The 22,942-nt window shown below is 40.8% G+C and carries 17 protein-coding genes; 6 read left to right on the forward strand and 11 right to left on the reverse strand.

Translation table 11 applies throughout. The annotated features are described in order from the left end of the window. Positions 1 to 46: 46 nt before the first annotated feature. A complete protein-coding gene (locus ACO1XM_RS01645) occupies positions 47 to 670 on the forward strand; it encodes a histidine phosphatase family protein (protein WP_486225367.1) in 624 nt (207 codons plus the stop codon). On the opposite strand, the gene ACO1XM_RS01650 is transcribed toward ACO1XM_RS01645, so the two are convergent. From ACO1XM_RS01650 to ACO1XM_RS01660, 3 genes are read right to left on the reverse strand one after another with little or no spacing between them, the layout of a single operon-like run. Further along, complete coding sequence (locus ACO1XM_RS01650; protein WP_486225368.1) at positions 649 to 2,130, reverse strand: tetratricopeptide repeat protein; 1,482 nt, start codon at positions 2,128 to 2,130, stop codon at positions 649 to 651. The genes ACO1XM_RS01645 and ACO1XM_RS01650 overlap by 22 nt on opposite strands. Before the next feature lie 4 nt (positions 2,131 to 2,134). Continuing rightward, entirely contained in the window at positions 2,135 to 2,947 is an 813-nt protein-coding gene (locus ACO1XM_RS01655) for a zinc ribbon domain-containing protein (RefSeq protein ID WP_486225369.1), read from the reverse strand. Continuing rightward, positions 2,947 to 4,044, reverse strand: a complete 1,098-nt coding sequence (locus tag ACO1XM_RS01660) for a Nif3-like dinuclear metal center hexameric protein (RefSeq protein ID WP_486225370.1) — start codon at positions 4,042 to 4,044, stop codon at positions 2,947 to 2,949. The genes ACO1XM_RS01655 and ACO1XM_RS01660 overlap by 1 nt, the downstream gene beginning before the upstream one ends. A 72-nt stretch (positions 4,045 to 4,116) precedes the next feature. Between ACO1XM_RS01660 and lpxK the strand changes: the two genes are divergently transcribed. The 3 genes from lpxK (at position 4,117) to ACO1XM_RS01675 (ending at position 7,534) form a co-directional block, all read left to right on the forward strand. After that, a complete protein-coding gene (lpxK, locus tag ACO1XM_RS01665; RefSeq protein WP_486225371.1) occupies positions 4,117 to 5,157 on the forward strand; it encodes a tetraacyldisaccharide 4'-kinase in 1,041 nt (346 codons plus the stop codon). A 20-nt stretch (positions 5,158 to 5,177) separates the two neighbouring features. Next, positions 5,178 to 7,064 carry a putative porin gene (locus tag ACO1XM_RS01670; protein WP_486225372.1) on the forward strand — a complete coding sequence of 629 codons (1,887 nt, stop codon included), beginning with the start codon at positions 5,178 to 5,180 and terminating at the stop codon, positions 7,062 to 7,064. 62 nt (positions 7,065 to 7,126) lie between these two features. Beyond that, a complete protein-coding gene (locus ACO1XM_RS01675) occupies positions 7,127 to 7,534 on the forward strand; it encodes a PH domain-containing protein (protein WP_486225373.1) in 408 nt (135 codons plus the stop codon). 132 nt (positions 7,535 to 7,666) lie between these two features. Here the strand turns inward: ACO1XM_RS01675 and ACO1XM_RS01680 are convergent, their stop codons facing one another. The 3 genes from ACO1XM_RS01680 to ACO1XM_RS01690 are packed head-to-tail and all read right to left on the reverse strand — an operon-like array spanning position 7,667 to position 13,276. Beyond that, entirely contained in the window at positions 7,667 to 11,593 is a 3,927-nt protein-coding gene (locus ACO1XM_RS01680; protein ID WP_486225374.1) for a T9SS type A sorting domain-containing protein, read from the reverse strand. A 9-nt stretch (positions 11,594 to 11,602) separates the two neighbouring features. Continuing rightward, on the reverse strand, positions 11,603 to 11,989 hold the full coding sequence (locus ACO1XM_RS01685; RefSeq protein WP_486225375.1) for a hypothetical protein: 387 nt from the start codon (positions 11,987 to 11,989) through the stop codon (positions 11,603 to 11,605). 27 nt (positions 11,990 to 12,016) lie between these two features. Next, a complete protein-coding gene (locus ACO1XM_RS01690) occupies positions 12,017 to 13,276 on the reverse strand; it encodes an asparagine synthetase B (protein WP_486225376.1) in 1,260 nt (419 codons plus the stop codon). A gap of 124 nt (positions 13,277 to 13,400) precedes the next feature. On the opposite strand from ACO1XM_RS01690, the gene ACO1XM_RS01695 reads away from it, so the two are divergent. Both ACO1XM_RS01695 and ACO1XM_RS01700 read left to right on the forward strand, forming a co-directional pair. Next, a complete protein-coding gene (locus ACO1XM_RS01695; protein WP_486225377.1) occupies positions 13,401 to 14,633 on the forward strand; it encodes an ABC transporter permease in 1,233 nt (410 codons plus the stop codon). Between the two features lie 115 nt (positions 14,634 to 14,748). Beyond that, positions 14,749 to 17,109, forward strand: a complete 2,361-nt coding sequence (locus tag ACO1XM_RS01700; protein WP_486225378.1) for an ABC transporter permease — start codon at positions 14,749 to 14,751, stop codon at positions 17,107 to 17,109. A 61-nt stretch (positions 17,110 to 17,170) separates the two neighbouring features. On the opposite strand, the gene ACO1XM_RS01705 is transcribed toward ACO1XM_RS01700, so the two are convergent. The 5 genes from ACO1XM_RS01705 to ACO1XM_RS01725 all read right to left on the reverse strand — a co-directional run bounded on the left by ACO1XM_RS01705 (position 17,171) and on the right by ACO1XM_RS01725 (position 22,905). After that, the gene (locus ACO1XM_RS01705; RefSeq protein WP_486225379.1) at positions 17,171 to 17,641 is read right to left on the reverse strand and encodes an FKBP-type peptidyl-prolyl cis-trans isomerase; all 471 of its coding nucleotides are present in this window, start codon (positions 17,639 to 17,641) and stop codon (positions 17,171 to 17,173) included. Positions 17,642 to 17,670: 29 nt separating this feature from the next. Then, positions 17,671 to 18,228 (reverse strand): PepSY domain-containing protein, encoded by a 558-nt coding sequence (locus ACO1XM_RS01710; RefSeq protein WP_486225380.1) that lies wholly within the window; start codon positions 18,226 to 18,228, stop codon positions 17,671 to 17,673. A gap of 54 nt (positions 18,229 to 18,282) precedes the next feature. Then, the gene (locus tag ACO1XM_RS01715; protein ID WP_486225381.1) at positions 18,283 to 20,694 is read right to left on the reverse strand and encodes a TonB-dependent receptor; all 2,412 of its coding nucleotides are present in this window, start codon (positions 20,692 to 20,694) and stop codon (positions 18,283 to 18,285) included. A gap of 309 nt (positions 20,695 to 21,003) precedes the next feature. Further along, positions 21,004 to 21,522, reverse strand: a complete 519-nt coding sequence (locus tag ACO1XM_RS01720; RefSeq protein ID WP_486225382.1) for a hypothetical protein — start codon at positions 21,520 to 21,522, stop codon at positions 21,004 to 21,006. 114 nt (positions 21,523 to 21,636) lie between these two features. Then, positions 21,637 to 22,905, reverse strand: coding sequence for a YaiO family outer membrane beta-barrel protein (locus ACO1XM_RS01725; protein ID WP_486225383.1), 1,269 nt, complete (start codon positions 22,903 to 22,905; stop codon positions 21,637 to 21,639). Positions 22,906 to 22,942 lie beyond the last annotated feature (37 nt).

Here is a 22,942-nt window from a genome sequence, read left to right on the forward strand (position 1 = left end):
CCGCTAAGCCATACCCTTAATAAATGGCTGGGCAAATTAGCCAAATTTGGAGCCCAAAAAAATCTATATCGTACGTCACGGTCAAACCGATTTTAACCTGCGCGGTATTGTGCAGGGGAGTGGTGTTGACAGCTCGCTCAATGATTTGGGTCGTGCACAGGCGGCTGCCTTTTTTGAGACATATGCTTCCATGCCTTTTGATAAAATCTATACCTCGGCCCTGCAGAGAACTGTGCAATCGGTGCAGCAGTTTTTAGATAAGGGGATAGCGTTTGAACAATTGGCGGGTTTAAATGAGATCAGCTGGGGCAATAAGGAAGGACAAGCCATTACACCTGAGGAGGACGAGTATTATCACTACATGCTGAAACAATGGCAACTGGGGAATACCTCACTTCGGATTGAGCAAGGCGAAAGTCCTGACGAGGTATTGGCCAGACTAAGAAGTGCCATGGATTACATCATGAGCAAGCCGGATGAAAAGACAGTGCTCATTTGTATGCACGGCAGGGCTATACGCATTTTGCTTTGTCTATTGTTAAACTATCCCTTAAAATCTATGGATATGTTTGAGCATCAAAATCTGTGCTTGTATGAGCTAAACTATACGGGCAGTATGTATTCTGTTGTTAAATATAACGATGTTGATCATCTGCGTTCTTTAAGCTGATTAAGGGCAGCCTTTGCTTTTGCATCGATGCTGTTTTTGTATTCGTGCTTTTTATAACTGAGGGCTTTATTAAAATACATTTTCGCTTCAGTCTTATCCTTATCCATTTTTAGATAACCCAATTGCAGTGCGGCATTGGGTGCAAAATACCAGGGTTGATCTCCACTCATGTCCAGCACCTGCTCATAAAATAAACGTGCTGCATTGCTATTGCCTGAAAGTTGCGCTAACCTGGCTTGTCGGTAATAAAATTCAACCTGATCTTTTTGCGTAGGCAGATCAGCAAGACTTACTTCATGTGCGGCTTTTCTCGCTTGGTCATAATAGCCGCCATCGGTAAGAAATCTTATGCTGGTTAATTTAGTATTGAGACCTTCCGGTGAATTAAGTATACGTGTTGCATATTTATCTGCTTCTGTATTTTCTGAATTAATGGCGCGCGCCAGAGTGTAATGATATTCTGCCTTGGTTTTGTTTTGTAATAACTGGTAACAAATGCCTGTTTTGAATTGGGCATCTTTTAAAAAACTACTTCCTTTAAAAAGCTTACTGTACTGTTGGAATGATAGTATAGCCTCTTCATAGTTACCCTTATATAACAAGGCTTCTCCTGCCAGGTAGTGAATAGCAGGCAGGTTTTGTGGCACTAAGGCTTTTAATAATTCCAGACTCCGGTCTGCATCATTATTTTTTAAGGCAAGGCTTGCACCTACAAAACTGATAAGGCTTGTGGATGGATAGTTTGTAATAAGTTCAGAGATGTAAGTTTTTGCGAGTAAAGGTTCTTGTGTTACGTAACCATGAACGAGCGCAAGAAAAATGCTGGCTTCGGTACTGACAAAGGAATTGGCTTTGCTTAATTGCTGTAGTTCCGCCAATCCTGTTTGTGTATTGCCCTCCATATTCATCATGCGCAATACCCAATCGTACTTTTCAGGTACAGCGCCTAAGAGTATTTGTAAAAGGCCATGCGTTTTAAGTATGGGTAAGAAGTTAGGATATTTTTTTCGGCCTTGTGCCGCCAGTTGGTAAGCTTTTCGCAATTTAAAAGCGCCATCAAATTCTTGTTCAAACTTGAGGTAAACGAAAGCCCATTGCAACTGAAGCTCTGCTTGTGCAAATATTACTTCAGCGCCAGATGGTTGACGCTCCAATTCAGCCAGCTGTTTTTCAAAGGCAAGTTCATAAGCATCCAACAGGCGCTTATCTTCATTAATTAATAATTCCAGGGTATTGCAAAGACTGGTGACGTAAATCGAATAAGCACTATTATCCTTTATTAAACTTCTGGCTTCTGTCCATTGCAAATCAAGGGCAAGTGCATGCGCTTTACTTTGCGAGAGCGAGACATTATCCTGGGCTTGAGCAACCAGGTGAAAGCAAAAAAGGCAAGCCATCAGGCTTGCCTTTTTAACCAGGAATTGAAAAGCCTTTGCTTTACTTTCCTTAATGAATAGCATTAACTTATTCAGCTGTTTTTCTTCTGCGTGTAGGTACAACCGTAACGGCAGGTTTAGCTGATTTAGGCTTGTCGCTTTCATCCAGTGTATCAATATCTACATCAGCTAAGATACGACCAGAGTGTTCGTCAATTACAATCTTTTTCTTTTCGCGGATTTCAGCAATTTTTTGAGGAGGGATCACGATGTTACAACCTTCAGCTGCGCCACGTACTACACGTACAACAGCAAGGCCGTTGGTAAGGCTTCCGCGCAAACGCTCGTAGTATTTTAATAAATTCTTATCCTCGATTTTTTTAGTGGCTTTATCACGCTCAGCCAACAGTCTTACCTCTTCTTCCTGGCTTTCGGCTAAGATGCCATCTAATTCCTTCTTCTTGATATTAAGGTGTTCAGCGCGCTCATTTACCTGGGCTTCGATCTTATCAAGTTCGTCCTTCTTGCGGGTGATTTCGTCTTTGGCTTGTTTGATTTTCTTCTCAGAGATCTGGATTTCAAGCTCTTGTAATTCAACCTCTTTAGTGATGGCATCAAATTCGCGGTTGTTACGCACGTTCTTTTGTTGCTCCTGGTATTTTTTTATCAGCTTTTCAGCTTCTTTAATGGCTTCTTTGTTCTTCTTGATGTTCTCGTCTAAGTCCTTTTGTTCTGTCTGATAGCGGCTTAAACGGGTTTTGTAGCCTTCAATTTCATCCTCCAAATCCTGCACTTCGTCTGGCAGGTCGCCTCTTAACTTCTTCAGTTCGTCTATTTTGCTATCAATTGTTTGGAGTTTTACAAGTGCTTCGAGTTTCTGTGCTACGGTTTGTGTTTCCATCAGAGGTAGTAACTTATTGGATTCGTGATAGTTCCGGAAAAATTGACTGCAAAAGTAGGAAATTTTTTGGTTAAAAGCTCACCTATCAAATCTTTAGTGTAAACCTCGCTCTCATAATGTCCTATATCTGCAATGGTTAAACGCTTTTCGGCATCAAAAAATTCATGGTATTTAAAGTCTGCCGATACGTAGAAATCTGCCCCCGCTTGTATTGCATGTGGCAGTAAAAAGCTGCCAGAACCTCCGCAAAGGGCTATTTTCTTTACTTTTCTATCAATAAGGGGGGTATGACGAATGACTTTAAGCGCCATACTTTTCTTTAGATGTGATAAAAAAGCTTCAGGCTCAAGTGCTTCAGCCAATTCACCGATCATGCCTGAGCCAACTTCCTGATTTTCATTATGTAAGCTGCTTACATAATAGGCTACTTCTTCGTAAGGATGGCTTTGTTTAAGCGCTTTCAGCAAGTTTCTTTCTAAATGGCTTGGGAAAATCATTTCTGCCCTTATTTCCTCCACTTTTTCTTGTTTTCCGGCCTCGCCAATGTGCGGATTGGCTAGATCATTCGGTTGAAAGGTACCAGTGCCAGCTACGCTAAAGCTGCAATTTTTATAATTACCGATTTGCCCTGCTCCAGCAGCATGGAGGGCAGTCAGTACAGTATCCGCATGACTTTGGGGAATAAATACGACCAGTTTTGAGAGATTATCCTGTTTGGGCAGCAGAATGCGGACATTTTGAAGACCTAGCTTTTCAGCAATTTTCCTATTCACACCCTGATGAACATTATCGAGGTTGGTATGAATTGCATATATGGATATGTCGTTTTTGATGGCCAGTATGATGGTACGCTCCACATAATTGCTACCGGTTAGTTTTTTAAAGCCTTTAAAAACAATGGGGTGATGCGCAATAATTAAGTTGCATTTCCTGGTGATTGCTTCCTGCACCACCTCTTCTGTGCAGTCGAGCGTAATCAGGGCACTGGTTAACTCAGCGTTGGCATTTCCGGTTAATAATCCTGAGTTGTCGTAAGACTCCTGATAGGCACGGGGTGCGATACTTTCTAAATATTGGATGACTTCCTGTATCTTCATTTTTGCTGTTTGGCTTAAATCAATTGTGTGCTCAGGGTTTAGCTGTACTTTTGTGTAATTCAACAAAGCTACATGTTTCTGATAAGGATATTTCTCTTCCCCTTTGCTGTTTTATACGATGCCATTACCCGGTTTCGCAATCTTTTATATGACTTAAAATTAAAGCCTTCTGCTTCATTCGAAATACCCTTGGTTAGTGTTGGTAACCTGGCCGTAGGTGGCACTGGTAAAACTCCTATGGTTGAGCACCTTATACGGCTATTTGAAACGAAAGGCTTAGCCATGGCCACTTTGAGTAGGGGGTATGGCAGAAAAACCAAAGGCATGCGTCTGGCCAATCGTTCAGATACAGCAGAAACGATCGGTGATGAACCTTATCAGTTATTTGATAAGTACCATCAACACACAATTGTTTCCGTGTGCGAAGAGCGGGCCTATGCTATACCTTTTCTGGTAGATCAATTCCCCGATCTGAAGGTCATTATTATGGATGATGCCTTTCAGCACAGGGCTGTAAAGCCGGGCTTGAGTATGGTACTTACCGAATATGGAAATCCCTTTTACCAGGACTTTGTAATGCCTGCCGGCAAATTAAGAGAATCAAGAAGGGGCATTAATCGGGCTGATATGGTGGTGGTAACAAAATGCCCACCTCATTTAGATGAAGAGGAGATGATAAAGATGGAACATGCCATTCGTTATTACGAAGAACGCCCTGTATTTTTTACAAGCATACGCTATGGTGAACCTATCGCTTTTGATGGTATCAGTGCCCTAGAGCCCAGTAACGTTGTATTAGTATCTGGTCTTGCCAATGCTGCACCCTTAAAGGAATATGTGCAAGAGCATTATAAGTTGGTTCATCATTTCGATTTTCCGGATCATCACTTATACACCGACAAGGATTGGGTGAAGATAAATCAACTGGCTAAAAAACACGAAGCGGTGATTATGACCACCGAAAAGGACAGGGCTAAGTTAAGGGCTCTGGCGGCCAGTGAAGAACTGAAAAACTTATTTTATCTGCCTATTGAAATAGTTTTTATAAAAGGTGGAACGGACTTTGATTCAATTGTGCTGGATTATGTCAATAATGCAGAATCCATCGTTTAATCTAAATGTTATCTTTGCGCGTGAATTTTTTTAAGCCGGCATTCATTTTACTTTTTTTGCTCTCTACCACGCTTTTTGCACAAGAGGAGCCATCGGCACCATCCAGGTCGCGGGTAGTAGACGACTCTACCAAATCCATCTATGGGCCAACTACTTCTCGTTACTTTTTTGAAGAGAATATATTCTTCAGGGATTTTAAGAGTCAGACACTTGATACGGTTATCCGTGACTTTCATCAATATAATTTTATACAACGCCTCAATTACGAGTACCATGACCTAGGCAATATAGCCACCGCGATTTCTCCCATTTTTTATAAGCTGCCAGAGCAAATTGGTGTAAGCTCAGGCTGGAACAGCTTTACACCTTATTGGGATACAGAAAAAGTGCGCTACTACGACACACAGTCGCCTTATTCTAATATGCATTTAGTATTGGGTGGACAGGGCAGATCCATTACAGACGTAGACTATACCCGAAACATTAAACCAAACTGGAATTTTGGTTTTAATTACCGTGGTCTGTTTATGGATAAACAAATTCTAAGGCAGGCGAGGGGCGACCGCAATGTAGTGAGTCATTATTATGATTTATTCACAACTTACCACACCCGAGATTCAAGCTATTGGGCTTTTTTTAATTTCAGAAGAATGAGTCACATCCAACTTGAAAATGGGGGTGTTAAGGTAGAGGATGAATACGTATTGGATGATTTCTTTGATGAGTTTGTGGAGACTAACCTGACAGGGCCGCAGAGCTATGACTTGCGAACTAACCTTCACTTGTATCATCAATACAGATTGGCAAAGGGTGTGGAAATTTATCATGTAGCTGATAAATTCAGACAGTATGTTGAGTTTAAAGATAATTCACGCAAGGATGATTATTATGATTTTGAGTTTCTGCCAGACACAGCAGTGTTGGACAGAACGGTATTCCGCTCTTTTAGAAATGAATTGGGATTAAAAACAAAACTGGGATCTTTATTTTTAAATGCGTATTGGGCAGCCCGCAATTTTAATATTGATTATAAATGGCTTGACGAAAACAACTTTGCCTTAAAAACCAGAGGATCCGAATACTATGCAGGTGGACGTGCTGCTTTAGACATTACTTCAAAAATCAGACTATCAGCAGAAGCAGAGTATTTATTAAGTTCAAATTATAAAGCCAAAGCTTCTGTTACATCACCCTGGTTAGATGCCAGTGTAAGCAGGTATACTTATAAACCCGGTTTTGTACAGCAGCTTTATGTGGGGACCCATGATGGTTGGATCAATTACTTCGACAATACAGAGGCCACACAGATTCAGGCACTCGCACATTTGAGGAAGAAATGGTTTACACTCTCGGCAGGTGGTACTGTAAGTTCAATAGATAATTATGTGTTTTTCAGATATGACACGCTTCGTGTTAATCAAAAAGTATTGCCGGAGCAATCATCCGTAAATCAATTTGTCAGTTCACCTGAATTCCGTTTTAGTCTGCTGTTTTGGAAAAAAATATCTTTATCAGGCAGAGGGGTTTATAGTTTGGTTAAAAATGACAGTACATCAGCTATTCAGGTACCCAAGGTATTCCTTCACGGACAGTTGGTTTTTCAAGATGTATGGGTGCATGGCAACTTTGATTTTCAGATTGGATTGGAAGCACATTGGCAATCGGCTTATTTCGCGAATGGATATGATGTGCCTACGCAGCAGTTTTACAGACAGAATCATTTCATGAATAATGAATTCCCTTTACTCGATGTATTCTTTAACTGGAAAATGAAACGAGGCCGTATATTTTTTAAATACAATAACGTAGTTCAGGCCATTACAAAAACAGGTTACCTTCCCACCCCCTTCTATCCTGGTCAGGTTAATATTATCGACTTTGGATTTGACTGGATGTTTTTTGATTAGCATTATGCATGCACAATTCTTAAATTTATTTTCTCTATTGCTGAATAAAAATTCAGGTGATTATGAAAATCTATAAATCCAAAATCGATTCGTTACTGGCCATTCCAATTACATTGGTCATAGTTACGCTGGCTGTTGTTATGATTCGTGAAAATAGTTGGATTGGCCTCCTTATTATTCTTTTGGTATTTGCTTTACTGTTGCATATTTTTTTAACAACACAGTATTGGGTTGATGGTAATTTTTTAAAAATAAGAAGTGGTTTTATTGTTAACACCGCTATCGAGATAAAGCATATTTCTAAGGTACTAAAGTCAAGTGGTTTTCTGAGCTCGCCTGCCACCTCATTTAGCAGAATAGAGATTCATTACAATAAATTTGATAGTGTGAGTATTTCTCCAGCCGACAGATCAGGTCTTGTAGAGGAATTGAAGAAAATCAATCCAAGGATAGAGGTAAGACTGGATTAATTTTGAAATTGAAATAATTCTTTCCTTTAGATTCTGCTATAAAGAGTGATATAAAAAAACGCCTGACCATTTTTAGGAGGTCAGGCGCATTTTAAAGATCACGTCCAATAAGTCAGGGTTCACTTTCCAGGCTTACTCACGTTTTACTAGCCGGACTGTTTCATCACCACTTTCTTTTTTAATAATGATAAAGTAAGTTCCTGTAGTAAGCATGGTAAGGTCAATTGTTTCATGATAGCTGCCAGGGTTGAGCGCTTTTTTCTGAATAGTGTTCAGGCGCATTCCCAATGAATTAACAACACTGATATTCACATCGCTTTTACTGGATAGGGTATATTGAAGTGATGTTTGTGAATTTGCAGGATTAGGAAACACATAAGCAGTGTTGATATTGGTAGGCTCTATCAACGCTGTGGGCTCCTCCTGAATAGCAATGTAATCAATTGCCCAGCCCCAGCCCTGAATGCTTGCATTAGAGGTAAGTTTAAATCTGAAGAGTACCTTATCTCCTGCATCGAAGAAATTTAAAAGATTGATTTCATGGGCCACCATTTGATCGTAGGTACCTTCACTACCACCATTGAGTGTGTTTGTCCAGATTTGATTAGCGGATGCATTGTAGGGTGTTATTATGCTTACCCAATCAATACCATTCGTGGTGGCTTCAATCGTTACTTGATCACCAGTTTCAACGATAGCTACATCCCTGTATGTAAGTATGGCATTCGTATTCGCTACACTTACAGGCACCAACAGCATGGCACTACTCGCTGCGTTTGCCAGATAAGGATGTGTGCTGTGCATGGTATTTCGCGCGCCAGGTGATTGGTTGCTAAATGTTCTGGGCAGGAAACCCGTTAATCTAAAATCACTCACATTCGTAAAATAATTAACATGCTGATCAACCAAAGGTTTTACCTGAAGATATTCACCATTGAGACTTTCGGTGATAAATGGTGAGCTACCTTTATAAGCAACTCCGCTAATGGTTTTATTTCCAAAAGCTAAACCGGCTATTTCAACAATAGATTCACCCGGCTCAAGGTCTTCCAGCGTACCGACATTAAGATTATCAACCAGAATGTCGAGTGATTCAAATGCGACTTCGCTTGTAATTTTAACTGCGAGTTTCCCACTTGGACTCGTTCCCAAGGCTACAAATTGTGGCAGCGGAGGCAACTCAGTCTGAGGTGCATTCACCGTGGCTGTCCATATACCTCTCCCGTGGGTGGCAATCACCACCTGGTCATCTACACCTTTCATATCCCATACAGATACATTGGGGAAATCATCGATGATATTCCAGGTATTACCACCATCAAGACTTTCTACAATGCCAATTTCTGTACCTGCCCAGATGATATCGTTATTGTCGGGTCTTACATATAAGCAATAAACGGCCACATCAGGAAATCCGCTGCTACTGGTATTATTGGTACCAAAACCTGAAATATCTGACCAGGTATCTCCAAGATCAGTGGTTTTTAGAATTTTAGGTCTACCAGCAATTGAGAAAAGTGCATAAGCCGTATTTTCTTCACTGGGATGTGAAGCCAGTTTAGTAATGCCCCCCATGACAACATCTGTGAAGTTATTGACTGTAGAGAATGAAGCACCACCATCGGTAGAAACATGCAAATTAAGACTGTTGGTCATGCCTAAACCTGCCCATACAATGTTGGCATTGGCACGCGATACTTCCACATCCATGAAAGAAGCAACGCCCCACTTTTGTGTAATAGGTGTTAAGGACCAGTTGAGTCCAAAGTTATTTGATACAAAAACACCTGAAGAACTGAGTGCAAATATGCGATCTGGCAAAGCACGCGAATTAGCTAACTTAGTAATAAAAGGTGCGTCACCGGATAATCCTGCGGTGGCAGGCGACCACGTAACTCCTCCATTAGCCGATCTTCTCAAACCATTGCCCTGCGATCCGCCAATAAGCAGGTTGTCGTCACGATTATTCCACAACACTTCAAAACCATCGCCACCAATGTTAAACTGATACTGTGTGGCAGCTGTGGCGTTTGTTCCCGGAGGTGATTTCCAGGTACCATTATCCTGCATGCCACCAAAATATTCATCAAAACCCGGACGCTTATCAGCGCCATAGAATTGGCTTGTATTGTAAGTATTACCCACCATGGTCCAATCACCTTCATTGGTACCTGGTGATGTTGCACTGTTGGAAATGAAGATTCCACCGTCATTGGCATTGAGTAGTTTGAAGGTAGAGCCAGAAGTAGGAATTACTACAAGATTATGTTGATCGGGGTGAAGATCTTCACCGAAATTGATGAACCTGTTTTTGCCATCATATTCATTGTAAACATCAACTGCGGTAATGGTGTTTGCATTAAAGAGTGGTCTGTTTTCAAAATTAATTCTGAATGTAGCATCAGGAAGGGCATTTGGATTCCAAACGGCTCCTGGTGCTAAAGTGGGCCAAATGTTGTAAAACTGATTAAACACGTGGCCACCAGCAATCGCCATGGATGCATTTGGTGTTGTACTGTTGTAAGTTATATCGCTTATAAATAAATATTCTCTGCTATGTTCTGTTGCCACCGTACTGGTTGTATTAGAGGCGATAAGATTAAAAGCACCATCTCTTCCCTGATCACGGAATGAAATCATGAGTTGGCGGTTGTTCGTGATATCCCAAACTTCAAAAGGAACATTTACATAATCCTGGTATGTGTAATTAGCATCAGTAACACCAGAGGTTGATCCGACCGGTACTAAAAACCGATGCGCTTTTTGACTTTTACCAGCACCAAACCTGATTTCCACGCTGATGTCTGCACCTTCAGTTACATCTAAAGTTCCGCTATTAAAATTCGCACCAAAATTAGTGAGCGTAAAAATATCATCAGAGTTAACTTCTTCTGTAGTATAAAAATTGATAGTGCTTGACCCTCCTGTGAGCGCAAGACGAAAAATACCCACACCACCTAAGTATATTACATTAGCATTAAAGGGGTCACAAACTAATGTGTTATCATACCATCCTTGTCCACCTAAAAAATCTACCTCTTCACCACTAAATGAAACGTTCACCTGATTCCAGGTGTCACCGGCATCCTGAGAAAGGAGCAATTTGGATCCTTCGCCAAACGAAGATTCAGCAGAGGCAAAAATTCTGCTTGTATTAACAGGGGATACCGCAAGTTCAACCCTGCCTAAAGATCCCATACCGTTATTAGAAAGTGTCCATGATTGGCCGGCATTAGTAGATTTCCAAACACCCACACTATTTTGCGCAGCATATTGAATATTGAAATCAGCTGGATTTACTTTAATGTCTTGTACGTTGGTTTCGTCCAATACCTGCGTCCAATTATTACCACCATCTGTTGTTCTATAAATGCCAGTACTCGTGGCTGCAACAACTATATTCTCGTTTGCAGGACTAACGGCAAGTCGGTTAATGTCACCAAATGCAATCGTTGTAGTTAAGGAAGTCCAATTCACGCCTCGGTCTGTCGACTTAAAAATACCGCCTCCATTGATTGCATCTAAATTGAAGAAGCCTTCGCCCGTACCCATGTAGATGGTGTTTCTGTTGGAGTTGGCCATCGCCAATACAGTTGTAGCCAAATTAGGAAGATCAGGTGTTAATAGAGTCCATGTATTACCACCGTTGGTTGTTTTCCATACACCACCACCAGCGGATCCGGCAAACCATGTGTTTTTAGAAGCATCATCGGGATCAACAATTAAACCCCTTGTGCGACCTGGAACATTGGAGGGACCTCGCTCGGTCCAGGCCGTTACACCATTATCTGTTTTAGTACGGGCACTTGAGGCTTTTAATTTTGCCTTTTTAAGTTCTCGCATTTTATAACCTGTTGCGTAAGCTGGCTTAAGCTCATCATCAGCAGTTCTGATGCTTCTATGAAATTTTCCGAACTCTGCCGGACCATTTACTTTCTCATTTGTTGAGGCAGCAGTTGTTTGAAAATCGCTTGTTGAAACTGAATTCTTTTTGTCGGTTTGTATGAGAGCAGCTATGCTGCCAACATAAAGGAAAAGCAGGAGTAGGATTTTTTTCACGGTTGGGGCTTATTTTTTTTGTGTAGGTAGGTTTATTATTTTAATATAATCAGCTAATGTTTTTTCTTTTGGTATCATGCCAGGCATATCCAAGATTTCAATCGAGGTGTCGGATTTCCATTTTACATAGCCTGCTTTGAAAGAGCCTTTCGAAAGGATGATATTACTAACATTATCAAGCACAATATATTTTGTAGTACCTGCAGCATCAATATCATTCTGATAGATAAGGGTTAGGCTTTTAGATTCATTTACAGTCCTTAAGTTATTCTTGCCTAAGAAATTTTCAACAGTTTGGTCTGTGCCGGCATTCACTTCTTTACTTTGTTCAACTCCCGAAGATTTCTGTGCACATGAAAGAAAGAAGAATGTTAAACAAAATAGTATTATGCGCATGTAATAATGATTAGGCTGATAATGTAATCAAGTTTTTTGTTTTTTCTTCTTTGCAGCCGGAAAAAGAATGTTGTTTAAGATAAGTCTATACCCGGGTGAATTAGGATGTTGGTTAAGATCGGTATGTTCCTCGCCCACCTGATGTTGATAATCCTCAGGATCATGACCTCCGTAATACGTCCAGAAACCTTTGCCCGCTGTTCCGTGTAAATATTTAATTTCTCCAATGGCCTTATTCTCACCCATTACCAGGGCTTCTGACTTAACAACTCTTTTCTTGAAGCCTGTTGTTTGACCATAAAAGCCATTAATGATTTTTGTATGATTTTGTGTCAGCATGGTCGGAATGGGATCCCACTTAGCAGAGAACTCGAAGAGTGTGAAGTAATCATTGTCTTGTCGTAAGCCTCTTTCATTTGGTTTGTTATCAATGTCAGAGAACTCGTATTCATAAATATCCCTGACCAACCTGAAATCAGTAAAGGCAAAAGAGGAAGTGAAGTTCAATTTACTTTGTGCCTGCGGATCGGCAGGGTCACCATCGAAAGGTCGTTCACAGATGTCGATGCCTTCTGCGGCCAGAGCAATGTCGAAACTATCGGTGGCCGAACACATGGCAAACATAAAACCACCCCCGGCAACAAACTCCTGTATTCTTTTAGCCACGGCTAACTTTAGCTGCGAAACTTTGTGAAAGCCATGCTTTTGCGCCATCTCTTCTGCTTCGCGCTGCTGCTCAACATACCAGGGTGCATTACTGAAGGTGCCGTAGAATTTTCCGTATTGACCGGTGAAATCTTCGTGGTGTAAGTGAAGCCAATCATATTTTGGCAGGTTCCCCGCCAACACTTCATCATCGTAAATGAGGTCGTACGGAATTTCTGCATAGGTAAGTACTAAAGTAACGGCATCGTCCCAGGGTTGGGCTGTTTTAGGCGAATACACGGCAATTTTTGGGTATTTTTCCAGCTTCATCACATCATAATTGAGCGCAGGGCTGGCAATTTCTGCCAAAATCTGGTTTGCCTGCGCATCTGATATCACTTGGTAGCTTACTCCCCTGATCATCAATTCGTTTTGTATGGCAGGAATATATTCGCACATAAAGCTGCCTCCCCGGTAATTGAGCAGCCAATCGACTTCTTTTTCGCTTCTGAGTATCCAATAGGCTATGCCATAAGCCTTTAAATGGTTGGTTTGGGTCTCATCCATCGGAATTAATATCTGATTGGCCCTTACCAAAGTGCTGCAAACAAGCAGAAAAGTAATAATGAGTCCGTAACGCATGCCTTAAATTTACGTCTAAAACCAAAAGTAACCGATAGATTTATTTACATAAAAACGATAAAATAGTTTAGCCTGGCTGTAACATTATCGCCTCTTTTTCAACGTATTGTTGTATAGCATTGACATGAATCTACTAGAAAATATAAAAGAAGGCCTCCGATCCATAAAAGCCAATATGCTGAGATCGGTATTAACCTCACTAATTGTTGCCATCGGCATCACTTCGCTGGTTGGAATTCTTACCGCAATTGACGGTATAGAGTATTCAGTTAATTCAAGTTTATCCTCTTTAGGTGTCAATACTTTCGACATTACTTCCAAACGAAACAGGGGTAGCAGCGCGCAAGGTATATCAGAGAAGCGCTATCCACAGCTCACCTTCAGTCAAACAGTACGTTTTGCCAACGATTTTCGTTCGGAAGCTACTATCTGCCTGGCCGCAGATGTAACGGGTATTGCCGAAGTAAAATACTTGTCAAAAAAGACCAATCCCAATGTTCAGGTTAAAGGTGTTAACGAAGAGTTTTTTGCTTTAAAGGGTGCAGATATTGAGAAGGGAAGAAATTTCTCTACCATTGAAATGGAGTATGGATCGCAGGTGACAGTGATCGGATTTAAAGTGGCTAAGACTTTATTTGAAAATCAGGACCCGGTGGGTAAAGAAATCAGTTTCTTAGGCACCAAGCTTCGTGTAATCGGAGTAATGAAAGAGAAGGGTGATATTTCTGACGACAATTACGATAACATGGTTACAGTGCCTTTGATTAAAGCCAATCAAATGGCGAAGGGAAGACAGTTGTGGTATGAAATTTCTGTGGGCATCAGTGATCCTTCAAAAATGGATTATGCCATGGGAGAGGCCACAGGCATTATGCGCTCAATCAGACGTGATGAAATTGGTAAACCAAATTCTTTTGATCTTGAGCGTAGCGAATCCCTAGCAGAAGAATTGGAAAGTATAACCTCTGCGCTTCGCATAGGTGGTTTTGGTGTAGGTTTTATTACGCTGCTAGGTGCAGCCATTGCTTTAATGAACATCATGCTGGTATCGGTAACGGAAAGAACCAGGGAAGTAGGTGTGCGTAAAGCTTTAGGAGCAACACCTTTACGGATTCGTCAGCAATTTGTAATTGAAGCCATTGTAGTTTGTTTACTCGGTGGCATTGCCGGTATCATATTGGGTATATTGATTGGTAACGGCATATCCAGTCTTATCGGTATCGATAAATTTGTTGTACCCTGGTTATGGATGTTTGTGGGTATGCTTATTTGCGTTGGTGTTGGCTTATTATCCGGCTATTACCCTGCCCACAAAGCTTCAAAGCTTGACCCGATTGAATCACTTCGTTTCGAATAAATTTAAAAGTATTTAAAATGCCTTACCTGACTTTGTAACCAAATTCAGGTAAGGCAGTATTATTTGTAAGCAACCTTTTTAATTAGAGGTTGTCCTTGTTGCAAATAGTACAGACATGCTAAAAAACTACCTGCTGATTACCCTTCGAACCTTATTCCGGAATAAGGCTTTCTCCACCATTAATATAGTCGGACTTGCCTTTGGTATGTCTTGTAGCCTTATCATTTTACTTTGGGTAAATGATGAGATGAGCATGGATGCTTTTCATGAACACAACGATCGCTTGTATCGTGTACTAGAAAAGCAAAGCTATACCAACGGAAGTATTTTCGTGTTCTCTTCCACACCTGGGCCCATGGCTCCGGTTATCAAAGAAAAATTTCCAGAAATAGAACGCGCCTCGCGTATTACCTGGCCTGAGAATCGTTTGTTTGCCGTGCAAGAGAAATCCTTTTATCAGGAAGGTAGATTTGTTGATGCAGATTTTCTGCAAATGTTTTCCTTTAAGCTTTCGCAAGGCGATACAGCCACTGCACTGCAGAGTATGTATTCTATTGTTTTGAGTAAAGGTATGGCTGAAAGATTTTTTGGAGACGAAAATCCAATTGGCAAAGTGCTGTTGATGGACAATGAAGACAGCTTTACCGTAAGCGCTGTTTTAGATGATATACCATCTACCTCGTCTTTTAAATTCGATTACCTGATATCTTTTGATTATTACTATAAGAAAAATGAAAATTGGCTTGGGCAATGGGGGAATAATAACATCAGAACCAATCTATTATTGAGACCAGATGCGAATGTGGCTGCCCTTGCGGGGAAGATGACACAGGAACTTAATGCGCAGGTAGAAGGCAGTAACGTTATTTTTATGCTGCAAAATTTCCGGGATGCCTATCTCCATGGTAAGTTTGAGAACGGTGTTTTAACAGGTGGTAGAATAGAGTATGTTAGGATATTTCTGATCGTGGCTATTTTAGTATTGGTTATTGCCAGTATTAATTTTATGAACCTCACCACGGCTCAGTCTGCTAAACGGGCAAAAGAAGTAGGGCTGAGAAAAACGGTGGGTGCTGTTCGCGGTCAGTTAACCACACAATTTCTGGGAGAGTCTATGCTTATGGTGGCAATTTCATCCCTCTTAGCTATAGCCATAAGCTTTTTAATGCTTCCTATTTTCAACCAGATTGCAGATAAGCAATTACAATTATCATTGGTTGACCTTCCTTCTGTTTCTATTTTCATTGCCATCATTTTATTTACCGGATTGTTGTCGGGTAGTTATCCTGCATTCTATGTTTCATCCTTCCAACCAAGCAAGGTATTAAAGGGGCAGATGAAAAGTGGTACAGGTGCAGCGCGATTCAGAAAGGTATTGGTCGTACTGCAATTTTCACTTTCCATTATACTCATCATTAGCACCATTGTTGTGTATAAGCAATTAAACTTTGTACAGCAAAAAGATATTGGCTTTAACCGAGGCAACGTTATGTATATGCGTTTTCAGGGCGATGTAGCCAAGCATAAGGAGGCAATTTATCAGCAATTGAAAGATAATCCTGCCATAGAACATGTTTCCTTTTCCAGTGCTAATCCCATTAATTTTGGAAATTCAACTTCCAACTTGGTATGGGAGGGCAAGTCACCTGATGAGCAAATTTTATTTTCGAATTTTTCCGCAGACGAAGATTTTGTGACCACAATGCAAATGAATATTGTGGAGGGGCGTGGTTTTAGTAAAGAATTTCCCTCAGATACTTCCAATTTCATTATTAATGAGGCTGCAAAAAAAGCGATGGGTTTTAAGGTGGCCGCTGAACAATCACTTACACTATGGGGAGAACGGAAAGGAAAAATCATTGGTGTTGTGAAAGATTTCCATTTCCAATCTATTCACTCAAAAGTAGAGCCACTGTTTATCATGTTTGAACCTGATTGGTTCTCCATAGTTTTTATCAGACATAAAAGTGGTGAAGCACAGGCCGCTATCAAGGCTTTGGAAGGTATTAATAAACAATATGCTGCTGCTTATCCTTTTAATTACAATGTAATGGATGCTGACTGGGATAGCTTGTATAAATCAGAAGAACGTACCGGCAGGTTATTTAACTACTTCGCCATACTTTCCATTATTATTTCGTGTCTGGGCTTATTTGGTTTATCAGCCTATGCTGCAGAGCAGAGAACAAAAGAGTTGGGTGTTAGAAGAGTGCTTGGTGCAAGCAGCCCGGTATTGGTAGGGCTTATGGCGAAGGATTTTGCAAGACTTGTGATTATTGCTGCACTTATTGGTTGTCCGGTAGGGTGGTGGTTGATGCATTCATGGTTACAAAGCTATGCCTACCATATTGATGTGGATTTACTTACTGTTTTACTGGCGGCAGTTGCCAGCTTGTTAGTGGCCCTGGGAACGGTGGGATATCATTCGCTGAAGGTGGCGTTGGCTAATCCTGCCAACTCTCTGCGGTATGAGTAATTACTTAAATTCAAAATTTCAAATTCCAAATTTAAAATTTGGAATTTGAAATTTTAGAATATTAATGATGATGACCACCCGGACCATGTACATGCCCGTGTGAAATTTCTTCGGCAGTTGCATTGCGCACCTCCATCACTTCTACATCAAAATTAAGTTCTACACCAGCCAGTTCATGGTTAGCATCTACCGTTACAGATTCAGTATTCACAGCTGTAACCGTTACTACCTGTCCCTGGTTAGTCTGAAATTTCATACCTGGTGACACTGCCTCACCGCCAAATGCTTTTAAAGGTACCTGTTGTATCATAGCAGGATCCTTTACACCATATCCTTTTTCAGGCGATACTCTAATCTGAAGTTTGTCTCCTTTCTTTTTACCCTCAAGGCCTTCTTCCATACCTAAAATCAGGTTGCCAATGCCCTGAATGTAGTATAGCGGCTCGCGTCCACTGCTGCTGTCAAGGATTTTGCCACTGTTATCCGTTAGTGTGTAATGAATAGCGGCTACTGTGTTTTTTGTTATCTGCATGATATCTATTTAAGGATGCAATTTAAGAATTATTTCATTTTCCTGATTCGTTTAGGATTATACCAAAGCCAGAATCCTGAAACACAGAGTATTAACAATCCCGAGCCCAGTACACTGGTATAGCTGAGTTTAAACCAACCTCCATCATTGTTAAAGGCAGCATCCAGTAAAGAACCATCGTGAAGCTGCTCAATAATGTCTGACTTGCGTAGGTTAATCGCCAATACGCTGGCCGTTGCACCATCTATTTGTACTTCATAAAAATTACCTTTGAACGATACTTTTACCGTACCCTTATCTGCCCGAACATCCATGCGATCTATCGTACTGTTTAACGAAGAATCATGCTTGTAAAGTGCTTCTTGTGCGGCAGCAGCCAGCGTATCTAAGGATTTCCAATCTGCCAGGTTAACAGAACTGCCTTTTTCAGTATTGGGTAAGATGTAACCACCACTATGTTTTTTCCAACCCAGCAGAATTCCCGATATAGCAATGAGTAGAAAGAAAAAGACCAGTGCAGAGCCAATATAACGGTGCAACTTTCTATACTCCCGGGTTCTTTTTACTATTTTTTCCAGAAAGGTCATGAATGATTGGTGTTGTAGTGATATGATTAGTCAGGATTGTTAATTTTCTGCATGTTAAAGTTTGCCTCTTACGCTTACAATCAGATTTCTGCCTGGGGCCGTAATACCTGATGAGTATGGTCTATAACGTTTATCTAATAAATTCTCAAGGCCAACATCTAGACTTAACTTATCCATCAATTGGTATGATGCCTTTACATTCAAAGTAAACCAGCCTGGCGCATGTGGATTTCCCTTATCATCCTTAGCATAAAGATGATTGTCGGCTCTTTCGCTCAAAGCCAGTTGAGCATAAGGGATCTCACCATTATAATGAGCATAAGCACTTGCCCTGATTTTATCTTTAACAAACATGAAACCAGAGGCGCCAAAAAAGGGTGCTACGTGTGTAGGTGAAAAATTTCTGTTCGTCTCAGGATCACGCTCCTTACCTTTTTGAAAATTAGCCTTGGTATAAAAAGATAAAGTATTAGATAATTTTATATCTACACCCGCCTGCATACCATACACGTAAACTTTACTGATGTTTTGTTGTGCCTGCACACGACTTAACACACCATCATAATCAATACTGTCTTCACCATTTAGTATAAAGTTTCCCCGGGCGATGGCGTTATCAATTATGGAATAGTATAAAGCAGCATCCAGTTTAATATTTTTACCAATGATTGAGGCTACACCTGTCTCAGCACTGTAAGCATATTCTGCCTGCAAATCGGGGTTAGGCACTACAACATTGCCAGGCTCCGAATCGAATACTTTACCAATATCGTCTACGTTAGGTGCTCTGAAGCCACTGGAAAAATTTGAATAGAGCTTTAGCTTTTGTATTGGATTGTAGACCAGGCCAAGGCTTCCATTCATCGCACGGTTAGTTAATGAAGCCTCGGTTTGAGGCAGGTCAAAAAAAGTATTATCGAATGTGGCGTTTGTGTGTATCAAGCTGAAGCGGTTGCTTACATTCATGACAAATTTTTCGCTAATGTTTATCCGCAAACTCAGGTAAGCAGCAGTGCTTTGCCAGGTAGCTCCGTCAGGATAACGCGTAGAGGTGGGCGTGATGCTTCCATTACTGATATCTGTTCTGTTGGCAGTTGAACTCACACCATTATAGACATATTCACCTCCATAGTATAAAGTGAAACGTCCACCCAGGTATTTTTCTGCATCCATGTTTAGCGAATAGATGTCAACTGCTTCAAAACGATTTGTTTTACGGCTGCCACCAAAACTTCGGTTATGTCTGCTTTCGGAGGCTTGCTGATAAGCAGCGGTGATCTTCAGCTTGTCAGTCAACAGTGTACTTGATTTGCTTTCTACTTGCAGTGCATGCATCATCCATCGCTGTGGTCCATAGTACCATTCAGCTTGTGTAAGGTCGCCTTGTGCGTCAGTTAAAATAAGCCTGTCATAACGCGGTACATCAGATGTACTTGAGTGATGAAAGCTATAGGCCACTTGCCATGCAGGAGAGGGTGCCACGACTATTTTTTGCATGAAGTTAAACTGTTCATAACCGGAGTTTACCTGTACATCTGGATTGGCATTGTTGACGATTACGTCACTATCGTTCTGTCGGATAACGTAAGTAGGTCTTGTATACTCATTCGCACCACGGCTCCCCATACGCAAGTCATCATAATTTGAATAAGTAGCACTGGTTACAAAAGCAATTTTCTGTCTGCCAATACTAACATCAATATGTGCAGTCTGTTCTTGATTGGCGCTTGAGTAGCGTATCAGGGCATTAGCTTTCATGAGAGTAGACTTACTCTCTGAAAAGGTTGCTTTCCGCGTATGGAAATCCATGACACCACCAATAGCATCGCTTCCGTAAAGTACTGACCCTGGACCAAATATTACTTCTGATTCGTCAATACTGTTGGCATCCAACGAAATAACATTCTGCACATTACCACTTCTGAAAATGGCATTGTTCATCCTCACGCCATCAATGACCAGCAATACACGGTTCGTAGCGAAACCTCTGATCATGGGACTGCCACCCCCTAACTGACTTTTTTGTATAAAGACACTGTTAGATGAACCTAGCAAATCTGCAGCTGTTTGTGGATTTTGAAATTCAATCGACTGCTGATCAACAATTGCAACATGGTTAGACAACTCTCGCAGGTTCTGTTCCCAGCGATTTGCAGAGACGACTACTTCATTCAAGGATAAAGCATCTTCCTGCATAAGAATTTCATAGCCCTGCGCCTCTAAATCTGATAGGGATATTCTTTGTGTTTTGTAACCCAACATTTGCACATTAACGAAAGCCGGGTTGCCGAAAGCAGTAAAGTCCACTGCGCCAGCTTCATTGCTTATCTTTTGTGTTTTTCGATGGTCATCAAAAACGAGCGCACCTGTAATCGGTTTTTTACTTGTCTCGTCTTTTATAATAATTGTCTGTGCACTTACCTCACAGCATAGCAATGCCAGGAGACTAAGCATAAAAATTTTCATAAATCAAAAATGAGTTGATTCTCGTTTAGTAATGAGTACTTATTAATAATCAGCCTGATGGCAAATTATGCGAGGAATGAATAGTCGTTGCTGTGCTTACCTGATACCTCGGCAGGAGTTACGTTTAAAGGATCACAAGAACTTAAACAGTAATATCCATTGAAGCCTAGGGATAAAAGTAAGCATTAACTCAACCTTATCAACACACTTGCTCTATCCGATACAAAAGAAATTAGAGCAAGAAAGATAATGCCAAGATTTCATGTTGACGGATTAACGCCAACTACTTAAACTACTATTCCTATTTGATTATGAAATTTCCGGAGGAGGATTAAGTATGGAAAGATGAGGATTTGAAAGTGAAGAATTCACTAAAGTATTATGTATAAGATTTTGTGCAGCTAATGGCCCGGATATTGTATCAACAATACGTTGGATGTATTCGTATTTTTTATGAACTGTGTTAGTTTCTCTGTTTTTAGATTGTTCCTGATCAGTAATGGCTTTTATTTCTTCTTCAAAGGCAGCCACCAGGGAAGATTCTGCAATGTCATGGAAGCAAGTAAAGATTAGCGAATCATGCTTTACCTCCTGGCGAAGGATATCATACATGTTGCTTTGGTAATAGATCTCCTTCCCATCGTCTTTAAAAGCAATGCGGGCAGACTTATGAAAGGCTAACCGTACAATGTTTCCTTCGCCCTTCTGCAGGAATTGTTCCCATACTTCTTTGCGAATGGCGCTAACACCTAACTCAAAAGTGACAACAAAGCCGGCACTCTGGTAAAGCAGTAAGCTGATCAACCCAATGGAAAGTAAGCGCAACACATTCGAAAGAGCGTATTTTTAATGACTTTTCATATGATTTTGACAAAAGAGGTGATTAAATTTTGTAATCGGCCTATGAATGTCTTCTAAAACACGGGCTTATAAAGCTTTTACTTAAAATCGCTTACGGACCATCAGACCCGTACTGGTAATGAGTACATACTGATCGAGGTCAAAAATCAACTCCTGATGAATGATGTCAAAATTTCCACCGATTATCCAGTTGTTGGGTAGCGATTTTTGAAAGACTATACCCAGTCGTTGTGTTTTTAGTTTAAATAGTTGATCATCGCTAAGTCCGGATGAATTTTGAATTCTACGCTCATCAGGAGAATAGCCAGCGCCTGCATTCAGGCTAAGGTGGGTGTTATTATCCTTAAAGTATTTTCTAAAGCTTAATACAAGACTATACGAAGTGCCAATTTCCTTTTCAGGTATGATATAAGATCGCATGGTGATTAAGTTACTTTTGAAATACCAGGAGGCTGAGGTGGTGAGTATCGTTCTGATATTATCCTTGTTAAAATAAAGATTGCGAAGTCCTCCGGAAAACTCCAGACTTTTGGGCGCCCTAACAAACAACTCAGCACCGCTTCTGTGTTTTGGATAGAGATTGCTATTAGAATATCCGTAGTTTAAATAGGCATATACGCCTTTGGAAATTCTCGGATAGACTTCTATTTCGGGTTGAATGCCTGATTGATTAAAGCGGCTGGCATAATTCAATCTGGCTAATGCACTTCCCCAATGTGCGGTTCTGGATAGCTGAAGCGATAAATTTTGAGCTGGATCAAAATAGCGACTAAACCAGTCGATACCATAGTTTACCCCTGCGGTGAATTTCAGTTTGTTTGATTGTATTGCCTTACGCAATACAGCAGCTTCATTGTTTCCGGGATTGATGGTGAGCAAGTCATTCAGAATGACAAGTGCTTCTTCATCGCGTGTTAACTTGTTTAATGAAACTGCTTTCTTAAAAAGCAGTTCATTATTAACAGGGAATAAGTTTAAAGCCTGATTACATATGTTGAGTGCTGTTTGAAAATTACCACTCCAGATTTCAACATCCGTTAGCGCCTGAAAGGCATCCTCGTTTTTTGGGGACTTACTTAAAACCAGTTGCAGGGCTTCCCGTGCTTCAGTAAAACGATTGTCCCAGGAAAGTGTTCGTGCATATAATATCCTTGCATCGAAGTAGTCTGGATTTTTATTTAGAATAAACTGAAGCATCTCCCGTGCTTCTTCCCGCTGCTGGTTGAAGGCCTTTGTCCTGGCTTGCTGAAAAATATCATCCGTGTCACGTGTGCGCCAGTCAATTTCATTTTTTTGAGCATGTAATAATACTGATGCGAACAACATGAACAACAATATCACAGATCTCATGATTTGACTAATTTGTTTTTTCGTCCTCATATCCATC

It is taken from the genome of Chryseotalea sp. (genome assembly GCF_057350905.1).

Bases quoted from the DNA above. Each gene is read 5' to 3' on its own strand.
- ACO1XM_RS01650 (WP_486225368.1), bottom strand. From the start codon at position 2,130: ATGCTATTCATTAAGGAAAGTAAAGCAAAGGCTTTTCAATTCCTGGTT.
- ACO1XM_RS01655 (WP_486225369.1), bottom strand. From the start codon at position 2,947: ATGGAAACACAAACCGTAGCACAGAAACTCGAAGCACTTGTAAAACTC.
- ACO1XM_RS01660 (WP_486225370.1), bottom strand. From the start codon at position 4,044: ATGAAGATACAGGAAGTCATCCAATATTTAGAAAGTATCGCACCCCGT.
- lpxK (WP_486225371.1), top strand. From the start codon at position 4,117: ATGTTTCTGATAAGGATATTTCTCTTCCCCTTTGCTGTTTTATACGAT.
- ACO1XM_RS01675 (WP_486225373.1), top strand. From the start codon at position 7,127: ATGAAAATCTATAAATCCAAAATCGATTCGTTACTGGCCATTCCAATT.
- ACO1XM_RS01685 (WP_486225375.1), bottom strand. From the start codon at position 11,989: ATGCGCATAATACTATTTTGTTTAACATTCTTCTTTCTTTCATGTGCA.
- ACO1XM_RS01690 (WP_486225376.1), bottom strand. From the start codon at position 13,276: ATGCGTTACGGACTCATTATTACTTTTCTGCTTGTTTGCAGCACTTTG.
- ACO1XM_RS01695 (WP_486225377.1), top strand. From the start codon at position 13,401: ATGAATCTACTAGAAAATATAAAAGAAGGCCTCCGATCCATAAAAGCC.
- ACO1XM_RS01700 (WP_486225378.1), top strand. From the start codon at position 14,749: ATGCTAAAAAACTACCTGCTGATTACCCTTCGAACCTTATTCCGGAAT.
- ACO1XM_RS01705 (WP_486225379.1), bottom strand. From the start codon at position 17,641: ATGCAGATAACAAAAAACACAGTAGCCGCTATTCATTACACACTAACG.
- ACO1XM_RS01710 (WP_486225380.1), bottom strand. From the start codon at position 18,228: ATGACCTTTCTGGAAAAAATAGTAAAAAGAACCCGGGAGTATAGAAAG.
- ACO1XM_RS01715 (WP_486225381.1), bottom strand. From the start codon at position 20,694: ATGAAAATTTTTATGCTTAGTCTCCTGGCATTGCTATGCTGTGAGGTA.
- ACO1XM_RS01725 (WP_486225383.1), bottom strand. From the start codon at position 22,905: ATGAGATCTGTGATATTGTTGTTCATGTTGTTCGCATCAGTATTATTA.